This window comes from Dactylosporangium sp. NPDC051087, from assembly GCF_055586325.1.
This window is the reverse complement of sequence record NZ_JBVJIJ010000011.1, coordinates 181,490-198,024: the sequence shown is the minus strand read 5'-3', so window position 1 is coordinate 198,024 and position 16,535 is coordinate 181,490. Positions and strand designations below refer to the sequence as shown.

At 72.3% G+C, this 16,535-nt stretch carries 12 protein-coding genes; 5 read left to right on the top strand and 7 right to left on the bottom strand.

Annotated features, from left to right (window positions below):
- Nucleotides 1-66: 66 nt before the first annotated feature.
- The gene (locus ACZ6TV_RS22385; RefSeq protein ID WP_465299146.1) at nucleotides 67-2,088 is read left to right on the top strand and encodes a diguanylate cyclase domain-containing protein; all 2,022 of its coding nucleotides are present in this window, start codon (nucleotides 67-69) and stop codon (nucleotides 2,086-2,088) included.
- Here the strand turns inward: ACZ6TV_RS22385 and ACZ6TV_RS22380 are convergent.
- Together ACZ6TV_RS22380 and ACZ6TV_RS22375 are read right to left on the bottom strand one after the other, a co-directional pair.
- Entirely contained in the window at nucleotides 2,078-2,503 is a 426-nt protein-coding gene (locus ACZ6TV_RS22380) for a hypothetical protein (protein WP_465299145.1), read from the bottom strand. The genes ACZ6TV_RS22385 and ACZ6TV_RS22380 overlap by 11 nt on opposite strands.
- Nucleotides 2,504-2,517: 14 nt before the next feature.
- Nucleotides 2,518-3,414 carry a ParA family protein gene (locus ACZ6TV_RS22375; protein WP_465299144.1) on the bottom strand — a complete coding sequence of 299 codons (897 nt, stop codon included), beginning with the start codon at nucleotides 3,412-3,414 and terminating at the stop codon, nucleotides 2,518-2,520.
- Nucleotides 3,415-3,508: 94 nt separating this feature from the next.
- Between ACZ6TV_RS22375 and ACZ6TV_RS22370 the strand changes: the two genes are divergently transcribed.
- From ACZ6TV_RS22370 to ACZ6TV_RS22360, 3 genes are all read left to right on the top strand, one after another.
- Nucleotides 3,509-4,441, top strand: coding sequence for a sulfotransferase family protein (locus ACZ6TV_RS22370; RefSeq protein WP_465299143.1), 933 nt, complete (start codon nucleotides 3,509-3,511; stop codon nucleotides 4,439-4,441).
- Nucleotides 4,442-4,450: 9 nt separating this feature from the next.
- On the top strand, nucleotides 4,451-5,335 hold the full coding sequence (locus ACZ6TV_RS22365; RefSeq protein WP_465299142.1) for a hypothetical protein: 885 nt from the start codon (nucleotides 4,451-4,453) through the stop codon (nucleotides 5,333-5,335).
- A 64-nt stretch (nucleotides 5,336-5,399) separates the two neighbouring features.
- Nucleotides 5,400-6,743 carry a TIGR04013 family B12-binding domain/radical SAM domain-containing protein gene (locus ACZ6TV_RS22360; RefSeq protein ID WP_465299141.1) on the top strand — a complete coding sequence of 448 codons (1,344 nt, stop codon included), beginning with the start codon at nucleotides 5,400-5,402 and terminating at the stop codon, nucleotides 6,741-6,743.
- Here the strand turns inward: ACZ6TV_RS22360 and ACZ6TV_RS22355 are convergent.
- The 3 genes from ACZ6TV_RS22355 to ACZ6TV_RS22345 form a co-directional block, all read right to left on the bottom strand.
- A complete protein-coding gene (locus ACZ6TV_RS22355; RefSeq protein WP_465299140.1) occupies nucleotides 6,724-7,995 on the bottom strand; it encodes a cellulase family glycosylhydrolase in 1,272 nt (423 codons plus the stop codon). The genes ACZ6TV_RS22360 and ACZ6TV_RS22355 overlap by 20 nt on opposite strands.
- 68 nt (nucleotides 7,996-8,063) lie before the next feature.
- Nucleotides 8,064-9,476 carry a glutamate--tRNA ligase gene (gene gltX, locus ACZ6TV_RS22350; protein WP_465299139.1) on the bottom strand — a complete coding sequence of 471 codons (1,413 nt, stop codon included), beginning with the start codon at nucleotides 9,474-9,476 and terminating at the stop codon, nucleotides 8,064-8,066.
- Between the two features lie 8 nt (nucleotides 9,477-9,484).
- Nucleotides 9,485-9,979 carry a MarR family winged helix-turn-helix transcriptional regulator gene (locus tag ACZ6TV_RS22345; protein ID WP_465299138.1) on the bottom strand — a complete coding sequence of 165 codons (495 nt, stop codon included), beginning with the start codon at nucleotides 9,977-9,979 and terminating at the stop codon, nucleotides 9,485-9,487.
- A 98-nt stretch (nucleotides 9,980-10,077) separates the two neighbouring features.
- Between ACZ6TV_RS22345 and ACZ6TV_RS22340 the strand changes: the two genes are divergently transcribed.
- Complete coding sequence (locus ACZ6TV_RS22340; protein WP_465299137.1) at nucleotides 10,078-13,254, top strand: efflux RND transporter permease subunit; 3,177 nt, start codon at nucleotides 10,078-10,080, stop codon at nucleotides 13,252-13,254.
- A gap of 49 nt (nucleotides 13,255-13,303) precedes the next feature.
- On the opposite strand, the gene ACZ6TV_RS22335 is transcribed toward ACZ6TV_RS22340, so the two are convergent.
- A complete protein-coding gene (locus ACZ6TV_RS22335; RefSeq protein WP_465299136.1) occupies nucleotides 13,304-14,887 on the bottom strand; it encodes a methyl-accepting chemotaxis protein in 1,584 nt (527 codons plus the stop codon).
- Between the two features lie 21 nt (nucleotides 14,888-14,908).
- Nucleotides 14,909-16,477 (bottom strand): methyl-accepting chemotaxis protein, encoded by a 1,569-nt coding sequence (locus ACZ6TV_RS22330; RefSeq protein ID WP_465299135.1) that lies wholly within the window; start codon nucleotides 16,475-16,477, stop codon nucleotides 14,909-14,911.
- Between the last annotated feature and the right edge of the window lie 58 nt (nucleotides 16,478-16,535).

Below are 16,535 nucleotides of genomic sequence, written 5' to 3'. Positions count from 1 at the left end.
GCCGCCGGCGGTCGAAGAGGAAGGTACAGACGGGAGGCGTCCCCCTTGGGTCGAAGCAGGCTGCTCGTGGCGCAGAGCGTGGTCTACGCCGCGACGCTGGCCGCTGTCGCGGCGGTGGCCTCCGGGGACGGGGGCGTGCCGAGCACCGAGAAGGTCGCCGGACCGGCCATGCTCTGGTTCGACGTCGTCGCCGTCGCGGCCGGGATGCGCGCCGCCCGCCACCCGGGCCTGGACCCGTCCGCCCGGCGCGCGGCGTGGGGCTTCACCGCGGCGTTCACCGGCACTCTCACCATCACCCTGACCTTCATGATGACCGGCACGGCGTCGTTCCCGCAGGCCGGTGACGCCCTGCACGTCGCCGTCATGCCCGTGTTCCTCGCCGCGCTGCTCCTCGTGCCGCTGCGCGAAGCCACCGGGCGGGACCGGTGGAAGACGGTGCTGGACTCCGGCACCGTCGTGATCGGGGCGTCGATGGTGCTCTGGTACCTGGTGATCGGGCCCGCCCTCGCGCACCACCAGGCGTCGGTGGGGCTGATCCTCGCCGCGGCCGCCTACCCCGTGGTCGACCTGCTCGTCCTGTTCGGGCTGGCCCGGGCGCTGCTGCGCGGCACCGGGCAGATCTCCCGCCGGGTGCTGGGCGCGATCGGCGGCGCCGTGCTCGCGCTCCTCGCCGGCGACGCGTACCTCGGCTATGCCCAGGCGCACGTCGCCGAGGTGCGGCGCTCGACGTTCGACTTCGTGATCTGGCTGACCGTGCACTTCCTGCTGACGGTCGCCGCGGTCGAGCTCTGGCGGCAGGCGTCGCACCCCGCCGCGGTGATCGGCCCGCCACGGCGCACGGTCGCCGGCAAGCTGCCGTACGTGGCGGTCGCCGCCGGGTACGGACTCCTGGCCGCGGCGGCCGTGCAGGAGCGGCGGCTGTTTCCGTGGGCGGGCCTGGTCGCCGGTGGGATGGGCATCACCGGCCTGGTCGTGCTGCGGCAGCTGCTCGCCCAGCGGGACAGCACGGAGGCCGCGGAGACCGACGCGCTCACCGGTCTGGCGAACCGGGCCCGGCTGCACCACGAGCTGTCCCGCGCGCTGCACCACGCGCACGGCAACCCCGTCGCCGTCCTGCTCATCGACCTCGACGGCTTCAAGCAGGTCAACGACACCCTCGGCCACCAGGCCGGCGACGCGCTGCTGGTCGCGGTCGCCGCCGCGATGCGCCGCAGCGTCCGCCCCGGCGACGTGGTCGGCCGCCTCGGCGGCGACGAGTTCGCGATCGTGGTGCGCGACGCTCGGGGCGGCGCGGCCGCGGCCGCCGCCGCGCTGGCCCGGCGGGTCACCGGGGCGATCGCCGATCCCGGTGTCGCCGGGACGCCGCCGATGACCGCGACCGCGAGCATCGGTGTCGCGGTGAGCGAGCCCGGCGAGGTGTCCCCGGACACCCTGCTGCACCGCGCGGACGTCGCCATGTACGCCGTGAAGCACCGCGGCGGCGGCCGGCAGACCGCGGAGCACACCGAGGCACCCGGCGAGACCGAGCTGTCGTTCCGTCCCCTGCGCTCCCTGACCGGCGCCGTCGTGGGCGCCACGGCGACCCCGGCAGGCCGCTCGCCGCTCGGCGACCGGACCCTGCACCGGGCCGTCAAGGAGACCGTGCGCTGGCGGGAGTCGCACGGGGCCGGCCGGTACGTCGTCGTGGCCCTCACCGGTCCGCAGGTGCGCCATCCCCGGCTCGTGGCCGACGTGAGCGCCGCCCTCGCCCGTGCCGGGGCCGCCGCCGCCGACCTCGTCCTGGAGGTACCGGCGAGCGCGCTGACCGGGGATCGCGACGTGGTGACCCGGCTGCGGGCGCTCGGGGTGCGGATCGCCGTCCGCGACGCCACGCTCGCCGACCTGCTCAGCCTGCCCCGCCTGCCGGTCGACCTGCTCAGCACCGGCGCCCGGCCCGCTCACGACGCCCGCGCCGCCGAGGCCGTCGCCCGCCTCGGTCAGTCCCTCGGCCTGCCCGTCCTCATCGGCGACATCGAGGTCCCTCCCGACGCCACCGACCTGCGGGCGCTGTCCACGCCGCCCGCTGCCGCCGCTGACCTCAGCGGGTGACCATGCGGTCGATGGCGGCCGAGTCGAGGCGGCGGCCCACCACGGAGTCGACGATCCGGTTGGTGACGGACTCCTTGGTGGCCTTGCCGGGCAGGGCGACGCCGAGGACCTTGGCGAGCTCGCGGAGCTGCGCGACGGTGAGGCGTTCGTCGTTGAGGTACTGGACCGCGGCTGCCCGGGTGCCGATCTCCGACAGCATCCGCTCGATCTCGGCGACCGGCCGGGACAGCGGCTTCGGGACGGCGGCGGGGCGGGCGGCGGCGGGACGGGCGGCGGCGGGGCGGCCGCCGCGGGGGACCAGCGTGAGCGTCGCGGCGCCGGTGGCGAGGTCGGCGAGCTGCGCGGCCGGCAGGGACTTCACGAACGCGGCGACCTTGAGCAGCACGTCGTGTGCGAGGTCGGCGGGGTCGGTCATCGCGGGAACACTCCTCAGATCCGGGTGCGCGCCAGGAACTCGCTGGTCAGCTGCTGGAACTCGTATCGTAGGGTCTCGATCGACGCGGTGCCGGGCGGGGCGAGGACGACGGGGAGGCTGCGTTCGCCGGCGTCGGTGACGGCGGTCTTGTTGTCGCGGACCGTCTGGCGGAAGACGGGGATCTCGATGCGGGAGGTCTCGTTGACCGAGGTGCGCTGCGAGATGAGCGGGCCGGCGCCGGTGTACTGGACCATCGTGTACACGACGCCGATGATCTCGGGGTTGATCGGGTGCGGGGCGGCGGCGTTGTACTCCTCGACCAGGCGGGTCATGCGGGCCCGCAGGTAGTCGATGCCGCGGGTGGACAGGTAGTCGGGGCGGGCCGGGACGATGACGTGGTCGCTGGCGACCATCGCGGTGCGGGTGACCATGTTGAAGTTGGGCGCGCAGTCGATGAGGATCGAGTCGTAGCCGTCGAACGCGTGGTCGGTGAGGGCGTCGGCGACGAGCCGGTGCAGCGGCAGGTAGCGGGGGTTGCCGGTCTGCAGCCGGGCGCCGCCCAGCGCCGCGGCCAGGTTGAGGTCGACCTCGATGAGCCCGAGGTCCCCGGCGAGCAGGTCCAGGCGGCCGCCGAGGGGCTGCACCACGGCGTTGACCTCGCGGGGGCTCACCACGTACTTGTGCAGCGGCTCGGCGGTGCGGGTGGCGAGATACCCGTCGAACCACGGCAGGATCGTGGGCCGGGACTCGAACTCGGCGGGCCGGTAGAACGAGAACGTGAGGCTCGCCTGCGGGTCCAGGTCGATGAGCAGGACCTTGCGCCCGCGGGCGGCGAGCTCGGCGCCGAGGTTGGCCGTCAGTGTGGTCTTGCCGACCCCGCCCTTGTAGTTGATCACGGAGACCACGCTCATCGCAGCAGCATGACATCGGCGCGTGCCGTTGTCGTCCCTCGTTCGGGGCGGCTAGGCTAGCTTTCCTATCTGCGAACTAGGTAAGGGGGCGAGGATGGCGCTACCGGACTTCCTGGTCGCCGGCGTACCGAAGGCCGGCACCTCGGCGCTGCACGCGGCACTGGTACGACACCCGCAGCTGTTCCTGCCCGACGTCAAGGAACCCAAGTTCTTCCTGTCCGACGGCCCGCCACCCGGCCGCGGCGGGCCCGGCGACCGGCAGACCTACCAGGAGCACGTGTGGCGGCGGGCGGACTACGAGGCCCTGTTCGACCCGGCGCCCGCGGGCACCCTGCGCGGCGAGGCGACACCGTTCTACCTGTACGACCTGGAGTCCCACAAGCGCATCGCGCGGCTGATCCCGGACGCGAGGATCGTCCTGCTGCTGCGGGACCCGGTCGACCGGGCCCACTCCAACTGGTCCCACCTGTGGGGCGCCGGCCTGGAGTCCGAGGCCGACTTCCTCAAGGCCGTCGCGCTGGAGCCGGCCCGCACCGCCGCCGGCTGGGCGGACTTCTGGCACTACACGGCCCTCGGGCAGTACGGCAGCCGGCTGCGGCACCTGCTGGAGCACTTCCCGCGGGAGCAGGTGCTGCTGCTGCGGTACAAGGACCTCCGCGACAACCCGGGAGCGACCGTCGACCGGGTCTGCGCCTTCCTGGGCGTCGCCACCGGGCACGTCGCGCGGATCCCGCCGGAGAACGTCCGCCGGTACGTCGCCGACACGCGCGCCAACGCCGGTCTGCGGTTCCTGCTGCGCAACGGTGGGAGGATCGGGCATCGCTTCCCCGTGCCGGTGCGGCGGGCGTTCAGCACCCCGCTGCTCGCGCTGCTGCACCGCGAGCACGGCAGGCGCCCCAGGGTCACCGCCGAGCAGCGTGCCGCGCTGCTGCCCCGGTTCGTCGAGGAGATCGAGCTGCTGCAGGAGGTCGCAGGCGAGTCGTACGCCGACTGGCTGAGCCTCGAGCACGCCAGCAACTACCACTAGGAGCTTCCCTTGGTCGCGCTGCCCCGCCTGACAGGTTCCGGCGTCGTCGTCGCCCCGCCCGCCGGCGGCCCCGGCAACTGGGCCGGCGGCCCGAGCGCCGTCACGCACGGTGCGTCGGTGTTCCTGGCGTACCGGCTGCGCAGGCCGATCGGCTCGGGCCGCGGCTACGCCAACGTCATCGCCCGCGCCGACGACGGCGTGCACTTCACCACCGTCTGCGAGGTCTCGAAGGAACGCTTCGGCGGCGCGTCCCTGGAACGCCCCGCCCTCGTCGTCACCCCCGAGGGCAGCTGGCGCCTGTACGTCAGCGTCGCCACCCCCGGCACGAAACACTGGCGGGTGGACCTCCTGGAGGCCGACGAGCCCGGCAAGCTCGGCGACGCCCCGGCGCTCACGGTCCTGCCCGGCTCCGGCGAGCACGGCGTCAAGGACCCGGTCCTGCACTTCGACGGCAGCCGCTGGCACCTGTGGGCCTCGGTGCACCCCCTGGAGACCGCCGAACACGCCGACCGCATGTCCACGTGGTACGCCACCAGCCCCGACGGCATCGACTGGACGTGGCGGGGCGTCGCCCTCGCCCCCCGCCCCGGCACCTGGGACGCCCGCGGCGTCCGCCTCTCCGCCGTGACCGTGCGCGACGGCGCCCTGAGCGCCACGTACGACGGCCGCGCCACCGCGGAGGAGAACTGGGAGGAACGCACCGGCACCGCGACGGGCACCCTCGGCGCGGACGGCCTGTTCTCACCCTTGACGGCGTCGCCCGCCGACCCGTGCGGCTCCCCCCACGCCCCCCACGGCCTGCGCTACCTCACCACGATCCCCGGCCGCCTGTACTACGAGGTGACCCGCGAGGACGGCGCCCACGAACTCCGCACGGAGCCCGTCACGACCTGACGGCGCCCGCTCCGGCCGCCCCGCCGCTCCGGCGCCGTCACCCGCGGATTCTAGAATCTGCCGGGTGAGCGACCTCGTGCTGATTCTGCGGTACCGCAAGGCGGTGACCTACGGGTTCCACACGCTGCTGGCGGCGCTGGAGGAGCACGAGACGCGGACGCGGTACGAGGTGGTGTTCGCGGAGACGGCGCAGGCCACGGTCGAGGCGATCAAGGCCGCCGGCGGCGCCAAGGTGCTCGTCCTGTGGTCGTTCTACTCGCCGGACGCGGCGGCGCTCGCCGAGGAGCTGGCGGCGATCAGGGCGCAGGCGCCGGGAGCGACCCACCTGGCCGGCGGCGTGCACGCCACCGCCGAGCCGGTGCAGACCCTCGACGCCGGGTGGGACGTCGCCGCGGTCGGGGAGGGGGAGCGCACGTTCCTGGACCTCGTCGACAGCGGCGGGGACCCGGCCGGGATCACCGGCCTCGTCCACCGGGACGAGCACGGGAAGCTGCACCGGACCGGCAAGGCGCACAAGGAGCCGCTGGGCACGTACCGGGCGTTTCCCCTCACGTACAAGCGGATGAACCCCATCGAGATCACCCGGGGGTGCATCTACGCGTGCAGGTTCTGCCAGACGCCGTTCATGTTCTCGGCGCGGTTCCGGCACCGCAGCGTGGAGAACGTGCGGTGGCACGTGGACCGGATGCGGGAGCTGGGGAAGCGGGACGTGCGGTTCATCACGCCGACGTCGCTGTCCTACGGGACCGACGGGGAGGAGCCCGACCTCGCGGCCGTCGAGGAGCTCCTCGCCAGCTGCAAGGAGGGGATCGGGCCGGACGGGCGGGTGTTCTTCGGGTCGTTCCCCAGTGAGATCCGCCCCGAGCACATGACCGTCGACGCGTTGCGGCTCGTCAAGCGGTACTGCGCCAACGACAACCTCATCGTGGGGGCGCAGTCCGGGTCGGAGCGGGTCCTGGAGGCCGCGAAACGCGGGCACGACGTCGAGTCGGTGCGGCGGGCGGTGCGGATCGGCATCGCCGAGGGGTTCCGGATCAACGTCGACATGATCTTCGGGATGCCGGGGGAGGACCCGGCGGACGCGGAGGCGTCGCTGAAGCTCGCACAGGAGCTGGCGGGGCTGGGCGCCCGCATCCACTCGCACGTGTTCATGCCGCTGCCGGGCACGCCGTGGCGGGACGCGCCGCCGGGGGACGTCGACCCCGGGACGATCCGCGCGGTGTCCCGGCTCGCGCAGCAGGGCGCGCTGTACGGGCACTGGCAGAAGCAGCGCGAGCACGCCACGAGGCTGGCCGCCGCGGCGGTCGAGTACCCGAGGCCCGGCCGCAGCCGCACCCTGCTGCCGATGGCGGAACGCGCGGCGGCCGAAGGCGGGCCGGGTCCGGCCGTCAGCGGGCCGGGGTCGTGACCGCGGCGACCATCGCCGAGCGCGGCGAGCGGGTGCCGAGCAGGTCCCGGGAGTAGACGGCGAACGTGTAGTCCGTCGAGCCGCGCAGCCGCGGCAGCGTCACCGTCGCCCGGTTCGTCGTCGCGACCCGGGTCTCCGTCGCGCCCTCCACGGCGACGACCTGGTAGGTCGCGTACCGGCGGGGCTTCCAGCCGATGGTGACCGTCGAGCTGGTCACGTCCAGCACCCGGACGTCCTGCGGCGCCTTCCTCGGCGAGGTCACGGCGTTGCGGTAGACCGTGGCCTCGCGGGTGTCGGTGGTCAGGCCGTTGGGGCCGGAGATGAAGCGGCGGCCCCAGGCGGTGACCTTCGCCGCGTCGAAGTTGTCGACCAGGTCCAGGTAGCTGAACTGCTTGTCGTTGCCGCTCCACGACCAGCCGAAGTAGCCCAGTTCGCGGGCCTCGGCGTACGCCATGATCGCGTCCTCGTCGGGGTCGCCCCACTGGTGCTCGCCGGAGAACTCGCCGATGAGGATCGGCAGGCGGCGGTCCGTGAACGAGCTCAGGTAGGCGTTGACCTTCGCGGCGGTGCCGAACTCGCCGTACATGTGGATGTCGAACAGCGTGTTGCCCATCGGGTCGGCGTCGCGGACCTTCTCGGCGTTGTCGCGCATGACGAACGACTCGTCCTGGCCCCAGCCGGGCGCGTCGACCATCAGCGCGTGCTTGAAGCCGGCGGCGCGCAGCGCGCGGATCGCGTCGGACGTCTGCTGGGTCCACGGCATCGTCGTGCCGTTGCCGAACGGCTCGTTGGCGATGTTGACGATGATGTGGTCCTCGTGGCCGACCAGGGCGCTCTTCACGCCGAGCCAGAACTGGACGGCCTGGGCGATCGTCGCGGCCTTCTTGTCCTGCCCGAAGCCGGTCGTGTCGTGGGCGTCGAGGATGCAGATGAGCCGGTTCGCCCGGCAGAGCTCGACGACCTTCGCGACGTCGCCGGCGTCGCTGCGCCGCCACTGGTGACCGATGCCGAACGGGACCCGCACGGCGTTGGCGCCGGCGGCCTTGATGGCGGCGAAGGAGCTGTTGCGGTCGGGATACCACATGAAGTCGTGGTTGACGCCGCGCAGCACGAGGTCGCTGCCGCCGGCCTCGACCAGCCGCCCGTCGCGCACGTGGATGCCGGTGCGCGGGGCGGCCGTCTCGGCGAGCGCCGGCGGCGGCGCCGTCAGCACGGCACCGGCGAGCACGGCGAGCAGGACCAGGCTTCTCACGAGGCGAACCGCTACCCGCGCGGGCCCGGCTTACACCAGTTGGACGAGGTGACCGGGCCCGGCGGGTGTCACTGCAGCTTGGCGAGCGCGGTGCGCAGGCGGGCGAGCGTCCGGTCGCGGCCGAGGACCTCGAGGGACTCGAAGAGCGGCAGCCCGACGGACCGGCCGGTGACCGCGACCCGGATCGGCGCCTGCGCCTTGCCGAGCTTCAGCCCCCGCTCGGCGCCGACGGCCTCCAGGGTCGTCTTCAGCGACTCCGCGTCCCACGCGGCCGTCTCGAACGCCGCGACCGCCGCGCCGAGCAGGTCGGCCGCGCCGTCCTTCATCGCCTTCGCCCACGCGGCCTCGTCGACCGGCGGCTCCGGCAGGAACGCGAAGTCCACGTTCGGCACGATCTCGGCGAGCAGCGCGATGCGGGTCTGCGCGTGCGGGGCCAGGACCTCGAAGACCTTCGGGTCGTAGTCGGCCGGGTCCCACGGGGGAGCGGCGACCGGGGTCCCGCCGGGCGCGACCGGGGTGCCGGTCAGCCACGGCCGGCACGCGTCGGCGAACGCGTCGGGGGACAGGGCGCGGATGTACTCCCCGTTGAACGCGCGGAGCTTCTTCTCGTCGAAGAACGCCGGCGACGGGTTGACCTCCTCCAGGCGGAACTCGTCCTCGATCACGGACCAGGGCACGATCTCGCGGTCGCCTGCCGGTGCCCAGCCCAGCAGCATCAGGTAGTTGCGCATGGCGTCGGCGAGGTAGCCCTCGTCGCGGTACTGCTCCAGGGCCACCTTGTCGCGCCGCTTCGACAGCTTCTGGCGCTTCTCGTTGACGACCACCGGCACGTGCGCCCACACCGGCGGGGTCTTGCCCAGCGCCGCCCACAGCAGCTGCTGCTTCGGCGTGTTGGGCAGGTGCTCCTCGGCGCGGATGACGTGGGTGATCCCCATCGTCATGTCGTCGACGACGTTGGCGAGCAGGAACACCGCGGAGCCGTCGGCGCGGGCGATGACGAAGTCCTCGATGAGCTTGTTGTCGAACGTGGGCTCGCCGCGGACCAGGTCGACCACCACGGTCGAGCCCTCGTCGGGGGTGCGGAAGCGCAGCGCGCGGCCCTCACCGGGGCCGAGCTTGCGGTCGCGGCAGAAGCCGTCGTAGCCGCGGAACTGGGCGCCGGCGCGCTCCTGGACCTGCTCGCGGGTGCAGTCGCAGTAGTACGCCAGGTCGCGGGTGTACAGCTCGTGCGCGGCGGCGGTGTGCTGCTCCGCATACGTCGACTGGAAATACGGGCCCTCGTAGGTGTCGCGGGCGATGCCGATCCACCCGAGGGCGTTGAGGATGCCCTCGGTCCACTCCGGACGGTTGCGCGCGGCGTCGGTGTCCTCGATCCGCAGCACGAACACCCCGCCCTGCTGCTTGGCATAGATCCAGTTCTGCAGGGCCGAACGGGCACCGCCGACGTGGAACATCCCGGTCGGGGAGGGAGCGAAACGCACGCGAACCGTCACACCTCCAGACTACGGGCCTCGTCATCGGGAATTTCGACGCCCTGCTCCAGGGCGTCCTCGCGGGCCGCGTCCAGCAGCCGGGCCAGGACGGTCTCCAGCATCAGCAGGGTGTCGTCGTCGAGGCGGCTCAGCAGCCGCTGCTGCGCCCGGGTGCCGCTGTCCATGATCTCGGTGAGGATCTCCCGGCCGGAGGGTGCCAGGTGGATCCTGCGGATGCGGCGGTCGTGCTGGTCCTCGACGCGGGTGACGTAGCCGTGCGCCACCAGGCGGTCGACGATCCCGGACAGCGTGGCCAACGTCACGCCGAGCAGCCGGGTGAGCTCCTGGGAGGGGATCCCGTCCTGCCGGGCAAGCAGCAATAGCACCTTGAGCTGCTGCATCGTGAGGTTTACTGAGAACAGACGATTCGTGCGGTCGTAGGCGAACAGGCCGCGCAGCCGCTGTTCCGCCGCCATCACGCGGTCCAGGAGCGCTTCCCTGTGAGTCTTCACAGGGAAGTTGTACCCCCTGTAACCATTTTGTGCGAGGCGAACGGTTAGCATCACACGAACTAACGTCTGTCTTAGCCGATCGGAAGAAGACTCCAGACATGTCGTTCCTCGCCCGGCTCAGTTTGGCGAACCGGGGGCTGGTCGCGATCATCGCGATCGTCGTCCTGGGCTTCGGCGCCATTGCCATCCCGTCACTGAAGCAACAGCTCATCCCGTCGATCGACTTCCCTGCCGCGTTCGTCCTGGCGCCCTATCCGGGTGTGTCGCCGGACATCGTCGAGGAGCAGGTCACCAAGCCGATCGAGAACGCGCTGCAGGGCGTGCCGGGACTCACCGACATCACCTCCACCACCCGTGAGGGTGTCGCGACGGTCCAGGTGTCGTTCGAGTTCGGCTCGTCCATCGACGACATCACCAACAAGATCCAGACGTCGATCAACCGGATCAAGTCGACGCTGCCGTCGACCGTCGAGCCGCAGGTCATCGCCGGCTCGACCGACGACCTCCCGGCCGTGGTGCTCGCCGCCAGCAAGTCCGGCGACCAGGTCGCGTTCGCCCAGCAGCTCGACGCCATCGTCGTGCCCGCGCTGCAGGGGATCGAGGGCGTGCGCGCCGTCGAGGTCACCGGCGCCGCGAAGCAGGACGTGGAGATCACGCTCGACCCGGCGAAGGCCTTCCCGGCCGGGGTCAACGCGCAGACGGTCACCGCCGCGCTCAAGTCCAACGGCGTGTCCTTCCCCGCCGGCACCCTCACCGAGGGCGACCGGTCGCTCAACGTGCAGGTGGGCGGCACCCTCGCCACCCTCGACGACCTGAAGAACCTCAACGTCACGCCCACGGCGAAGCTCGGCGACGTCGCGAAGGTCGAGCTCAAGGCCGCCGAGACCACGTCGATCACCCGCACCGACGGCAAGCCCAGCCTCGGCATCGCGGTCACCGCGTCGCCGGACGGCAACGCCGTGAAGATCAGCCACGAGGTGCAGGACAAGCTCGAGGACCTCAAGAAGGAGCTCGGCGGCGACGCGGCGATCACGTCGGTCTTCGACCAGGCGCCGTTCGTCGAGAAGTCCATCAAGAGCCTCAGCACCGAGGGCGCGCTCGGCCTGCTCTTCGCCGTCATCGTGATCCTGGTGTTCCTGGTGTCGCTGCGCTCGACGCTCGTCACCGCGGTGTCGATCCCGCTGTCGGTCGTCGTCGCCCTGATCGGCCTGTGGCTCGGCGACTACTCGCTCAACCTGCTCACCCTCGGCGCGCTCACCATCGCCGTCGGACGGGTCGTCGACGACTCCATCGTCGTGCTGGAGAACATCAAACGACATCTGGAGTACGGCGAGGAGAAGCGCCACGCCATCCTCACCGGCGTCCGCGAGGTCACCAGCGCCGTCGTCGCCTCCACCCTGACCACGGTCGCGGTGTTCCTCCCGATCGGTCTCGTCGGCGGGTTCGCCGGGCAGCTGTTCCGCCCGTTCGCGATCACCATCACCGTGGCGCTGGTCGCGTCGCTGCTGGTCTCGCTCACCGTCGTGCCGGTCCTCGCGTACTGGTTCCTGAAGCCGCCGAAGCAGGTCGGCGCCCTGGAGCGGGAGGCGATCCTGGCCAAGGCCCTCGACAAGGAGGAGCGCAGCCGCCTCCAGCGGACCTACGTGCCGGTCATCAGCTGGGTCACCCGCAGCCGCGCGACCCGCTGGATCACCGTCGGCCTGAGCATCCTCGTGTTCTTCGTGACGATCGGCCTGGCCGGCCTGCTCAAGACCAACTTCATCGACCAGAGCGGGCAGACGGAGTTCTCCATCTCCCAGGAGCTGCCGGTCGGCTCCAGCCTCGCCGTCACCGACGCCGCCGCGAAGAAGGTCGAGGACCTCCTCGGCGCCCGCGGCGACATCGAGTCCTACCAGGTCACCATCGGCGCCTCGGCCGGGTTCGGCTTCGCCGGCGCCCAGTCGGGCAACACGTCCAACTTCTCGGTCACCGCGAAGGAGGACGCCGACGTCGACAAGGTCATCGAGGAGCTGCGCACGCAGGTCGCCGACCAGGCGGCGTTCGGCACCGTGAAGGTCACCGCCGGTGGCGGGGGCGGCGGCTCGACCGACCAGCTCGAGGTCGTGATCAAGGCCAACAACACCGACGACCTCGCCACGGCCGCCAAGGCCGCGCAGGAGGCGATGGCCGGCACCCCCGGCATCGCCGACGTCGAGAGCAACCTCGCGGCCAGCAACCCGCGCATCGACGTGCGGGTCAAGCGGGACGTCGCCGCGAAATACGGGCTGTCCGACGCGGCGATCGGCGGCATCGTCAGCGCCGCCTACCGCGGGCAGAACCTCGCCCAGCTCACCGTCGACGGCCAGCAGCGTGACCTGATCCTGCGCTCCGGCCCGGCCCCGGCGACCCTGGACGCGCTCAAGGCGCTCGCCGTCCCGGTGCAGGGCGCGACGACGCCGTTCGTGCGCCTCGACCAGGTCGCCGACGTCAAGGAGGGGGCCGGCCCGGTCGCCATCACCCGCATCGACGGCAACCGCAGCGCCTCGGTCACCGGCCGGGCGGAGGGCTCCGACCTGGGCACGGTCTCCGCGGACCTGCAGAAGAAGCTGGACAAGCTGACCCTGCCGGCCGGCGCGACCGTCACCCTCGGCGGCGTCACCGAGGACCAGCAGGAGGCGTTCGCGCAGCTCGGCCTGGCCATGCTCGCCGCCATCGCGATCGTCTTCATCATCATGGTCGCGACGTTCCGCAGCATCGCCCAGCCGTTCATCCTGCTGGTCTCGATCCCGTTCGCCGCGACCGGGGCGATCCTGCTCCTGCTCGCGACGAACACCCCGCTGGGCCTGCCGGCGATGATCGGCGTCCTGATGCTCATCGGCATCGTCGTCACCAACGCGATCGTGCTGATGGACCTCATCAACCAGTACCGGGAGGGCGGCATGCCCGTCCGGCAGGCGGTCATCGAGGGCGGCCGGCACCGGCTCCGGCCGATCCTCATGACGGCCGTCGCGACGATCTGCGCCCTGGCCCCGATGGCGATCGGTCTCACCGGCGAGGGCGGGTTCATCTCCCAGCCTCTCGCGATCGTGGTCATCGGCGGTCTGATCAGCTCGACGCTGCTGACCCTGGTGCTCGTGCCCACGCTGTACACCATGGTCGAGGGCGTCAAGGAGCGCCGCCGGCTCAAGCGTGAGGGGCGGCACGCCTCCCCGGAGACGGCGCCCGCACCGGCGCCGGAGGACGAGGGCGAGGGCCGGCACCGCGTCGACCCGCTCGAACCGGCACCGTCGCACTGAACACGGCACGGCCCCCCTCACGTGAGGGGGGCCGTGCCGTTCGCGTGGCTCAGACCCGGAAGCGCCCGACGGCCTCGTTCAGGTCAGCCGCCATGCGGGCCAGGGAATCGGCCGTCGTGCGGGACTCCTCGACGGTCTGGCTCGTCGACTCGGTCGCGTCGGCCACGCCGCCGATGTTGCGGGCGATCTCGTCCGCGCCCGCCGCCGCCTCCGACACGCTGCGGCTGATCTCGCCGGTCGTGGCGGTCTGCTCCTCGACCGCCGAGGCGATCGTCGTCTGGTAGTCGCTGATCCGGTCGGTGATCTGCGTGATCCCCTCGATGGCGGCCACCGCCGCCGTCGTCTCCGCCTGGATCGTCTGGATGCGCGACGCGATGTCCTCGGTGGCCCGGGCGGTCTCCTGGGCGAGGTCCTTGACCTCGGAGGCGACGACCGCGAAGCCCTTGCCGGCGTCGCCGGCGCGGGCCGCCTCGATGGTGGCGTTGAGCGCCAGGAGGTTCGTCTGCTCGGCGATCGACGTGATCACCTTGACGATGTTGCCGATCTCCGACGACGACTCGCCGAGCCGGCCCACGATGCCGGTGGTCTCCCGCGCCGAGGCGACCGCCTCGCCGGCCACGCCCGCGGCCTCGCCGGCGCTCGAGGCGATCTCCCGGATCGCGGCGCCCATCTGCTCCGCGGCGGCGGCCAGGGTCTGCACGTGGCCGGCCACCTCCTGGGCCGAGTGCCGGACGGCGCCGGCGCGCTGCGCGGTCTGGGCGGCGCCGCCGGCCAGCTTGTCGCTGATGCCGCTCATGCTCCGCGACGACCCGCCGAGCGCGGCGGCGCTGGCGCTGATCGTGGTGACCGCCGTGAGCATGCTGCCGATCGCCCGGTTGAGCGCGGCCGACATCTGACCGACCTCGTCGTTGCGGCGCACGTCGGCGCGGCGGGTCAGGTCACCGTCGGCGACCGCCTCCAGCACGTTCGTGACCCGGCGCAGCGGGCCCACCACCACGCGGGTGACCAGCCAGGCCACGCCGAGGCCGAGCAGCAGGCTCAGCGCCGCGCAGCCCAGGACCATCCAGTTGGTGCTGGTCCGCTTGTCCTTCACCGCGGCCGCCTCCGCCGCGGCGGCGGCCGCCTGGCTGGCCACGAGGGCCTCGAAGCGCTTGTTCATGTCGTCGGTGAGCAGCTCGGACTTGTTGTAGCCGGTCCAGAAGCCGTCCAGGTCGCTCTTGTCGGCGGCGGGCAGGACCTCGCTGTCGCGGATCTGCTGGTACGACGCCCAGTCCTTGCGGAGGCTCTCGAAGCTGGCCGGGTCGGCGGTCTCCCCGGCGTACTGCTGCATCGACGCGGCGATCCGGGCGTCGAGCGCCTTCATCTGCTCCAGGTGCTTCGCCCGCCACTCGGCGTTGGAGATGAAGTACTTCACCGTCGTGTTCAGGTCGGCGAGGACGTCCGCGCGCAGCTGGGCGAGCGTCTGGGTGGGCCGGACGCCGTCGTCGTACACGGCCTGCCCGCCGTCCGCGAGGCGCTTGAGCCCGGCGAAGCTCAGGCCGACCACGACCGCGGACATCACGACGACCACCAGTACCGCGCCGAAGATCTTGGCACCGACCCCGCCACGCGGCGATGCTGCGGTTGTACTCATCCGGGGTGCCCTCCAACGGGGTCAGTAGCGGAACGTCTGGACGATGGTGCGGAGGCTGCCGGAGAGCTCGGCGAGGCTGCCCGCGGCCCGGTCGGCCTCGGTGAGACCGGCCGTCGTCAGCTGCACGGAGGTGGAGACCTCGCCGATGGTGGCGGCGACCTGGTTGCCGGTCGCGGCGGCCTGCTCGACGCTGCGGCTCATCTCCTCCGTGGTGGCGGACTGCTCCTCGACGGCGGAGGCGATCGTCGTCTGGTACTCGTTGATCTGCCCGATGATCCCGCTGATCTCCTCGATCGCGGCGACGGCGCCGGTGGTGTCGGACTGGATGGCGGCGACCCGGCGGCTGATGTCGTCGGTGGCCCGGGCGGTCTCCTGGGCGAGGTCCTTGACCTCGGAGGCGACGACCGCGAAGCCCTTGCCGGCGTCGCCGGCGCGGGCCGCCTCGATGGTGGCGTTGAGCGCCAGGAGGTTCGTCTGCTCGGCGATCGACGTGATCACCTTGATGACGTTGCCGATCTCGGCGGACGACTCGCCGAGCTTGCTCATGACCGTCGTGGTGGTGCCGGCGACGTCGACGGCCCGGCCGGCGACGGTGACGGCCTGCGTGGCGCTCTGGGCGATCTCGCGGATCGAGGCGCCCATCTCGGTGGCGCCGGCGGCGACGGTGGAGATGGCGCCGGACATGTCGGCGGCGAGCCCCGCGACGGAGGCGGCCTGGCGGGCGCCGGTCGTGGCGCCCTCGGAGCTCTGCCGGCTGGTGGTCGCGAGCTCCTCGGAGGCGCTGGCCAGCACCGTCGAGTGCTCCGCGAGGGTGGCCACCGTCCGGCGCAGGTTGCCGATGGCGGTCCGCAGGTCGTCCGCCATCCGCCCGACCTCGTCGCGCTGGTCGACGTCCGGTTCCTGGGTCAGGTCGCCGTCGGCGACGGCGCGCAGGACGTGCGAGACCCGGCCGAGCGGCTGCACGATGAGCCGGGCGATGTACAGGGCGAGCGCGGCGGCCAGGGCGAGGGCGACGACGAGCAGGACGACGACCGTGAGGCGGACCGACGACACCGTGTCGCCGAAGTCCTTGCCGGCGATCAGCGCCGCGTTCGCCCGGGCGGTCTCCCGCTCGATCAGGCCCTCGTACACCTTGCGCAGGTCGCGGTTGGGACCGAACGCGGCGGTGACGGCCGCGGCGCGGTCGGTGCCGAACAGGGTGAACTCCGTGCGCAGCGCGGCGAACCAGGCGTCGACGGCCGCCTGGATCCCGGCGATCGCCTGCCGTTCCCCGGCGTCGCCGATCGCGGCGGCGGAGCGCAGCGCGGCGTCGACGCCCTCCTGGCGGCCCAGGGCCTCGTCGCGGAACGTGGTGTCGCCGCCGAGCAGGTAGCCGCGCTCGTCGTTGGCGGCGGCCTTGGCGGTCAGGGCGGCGGTGTTCAGCGCGGTGATGTACGGCACCGACCTGCCGACCTCGTGGTTGCGCGTGTCGCTCAGGTCCGCGATGCCGGCGAGCGCGAAGACCCCGGTGGCGGCCGTTCCAGCGATGGCGACCGCCGCGACGAACAGGATCTTGGTGTACAGGCGGCGGGAGCCGAGCCAGCGGCGCATCAGCGACGTCCTTTCGGATGTTCTCCCCGGCTGAACGACCGACGGAGTGGACACCTGA

Coding starts and splice junctions, on each gene's coding strand:
- ACZ6TV_RS22330 (WP_465299135.1), bottom strand. CDS start 16,477: ATGCGCCGCTGGCTCGGCTCCCGCCGCCTGTACACCAAGATCCTGTTC.
- ACZ6TV_RS22340 (WP_465299137.1), top strand. CDS start 10,078: ATGTCGTTCCTCGCCCGGCTCAGTTTGGCGAACCGGGGGCTGGTCGCG.
- ACZ6TV_RS22370 (WP_465299143.1), top strand. CDS start 3,509: ATGGCGCTACCGGACTTCCTGGTCGCCGGCGTACCGAAGGCCGGCACC.
- ACZ6TV_RS22380 (WP_465299145.1), bottom strand. CDS start 2,503: ATGACCGACCCCGCCGACCTCGCACACGACGTGCTGCTCAAGGTCGCC.
- ACZ6TV_RS22375 (WP_465299144.1), bottom strand. CDS start 3,414: ATGAGCGTGGTCTCCGTGATCAACTACAAGGGCGGGGTCGGCAAGACC.
- ACZ6TV_RS22335 (WP_465299136.1), bottom strand. CDS start 14,887: ATGAGTACAACCGCAGCATCGCCGCGTGGCGGGGTCGGTGCCAAGATC.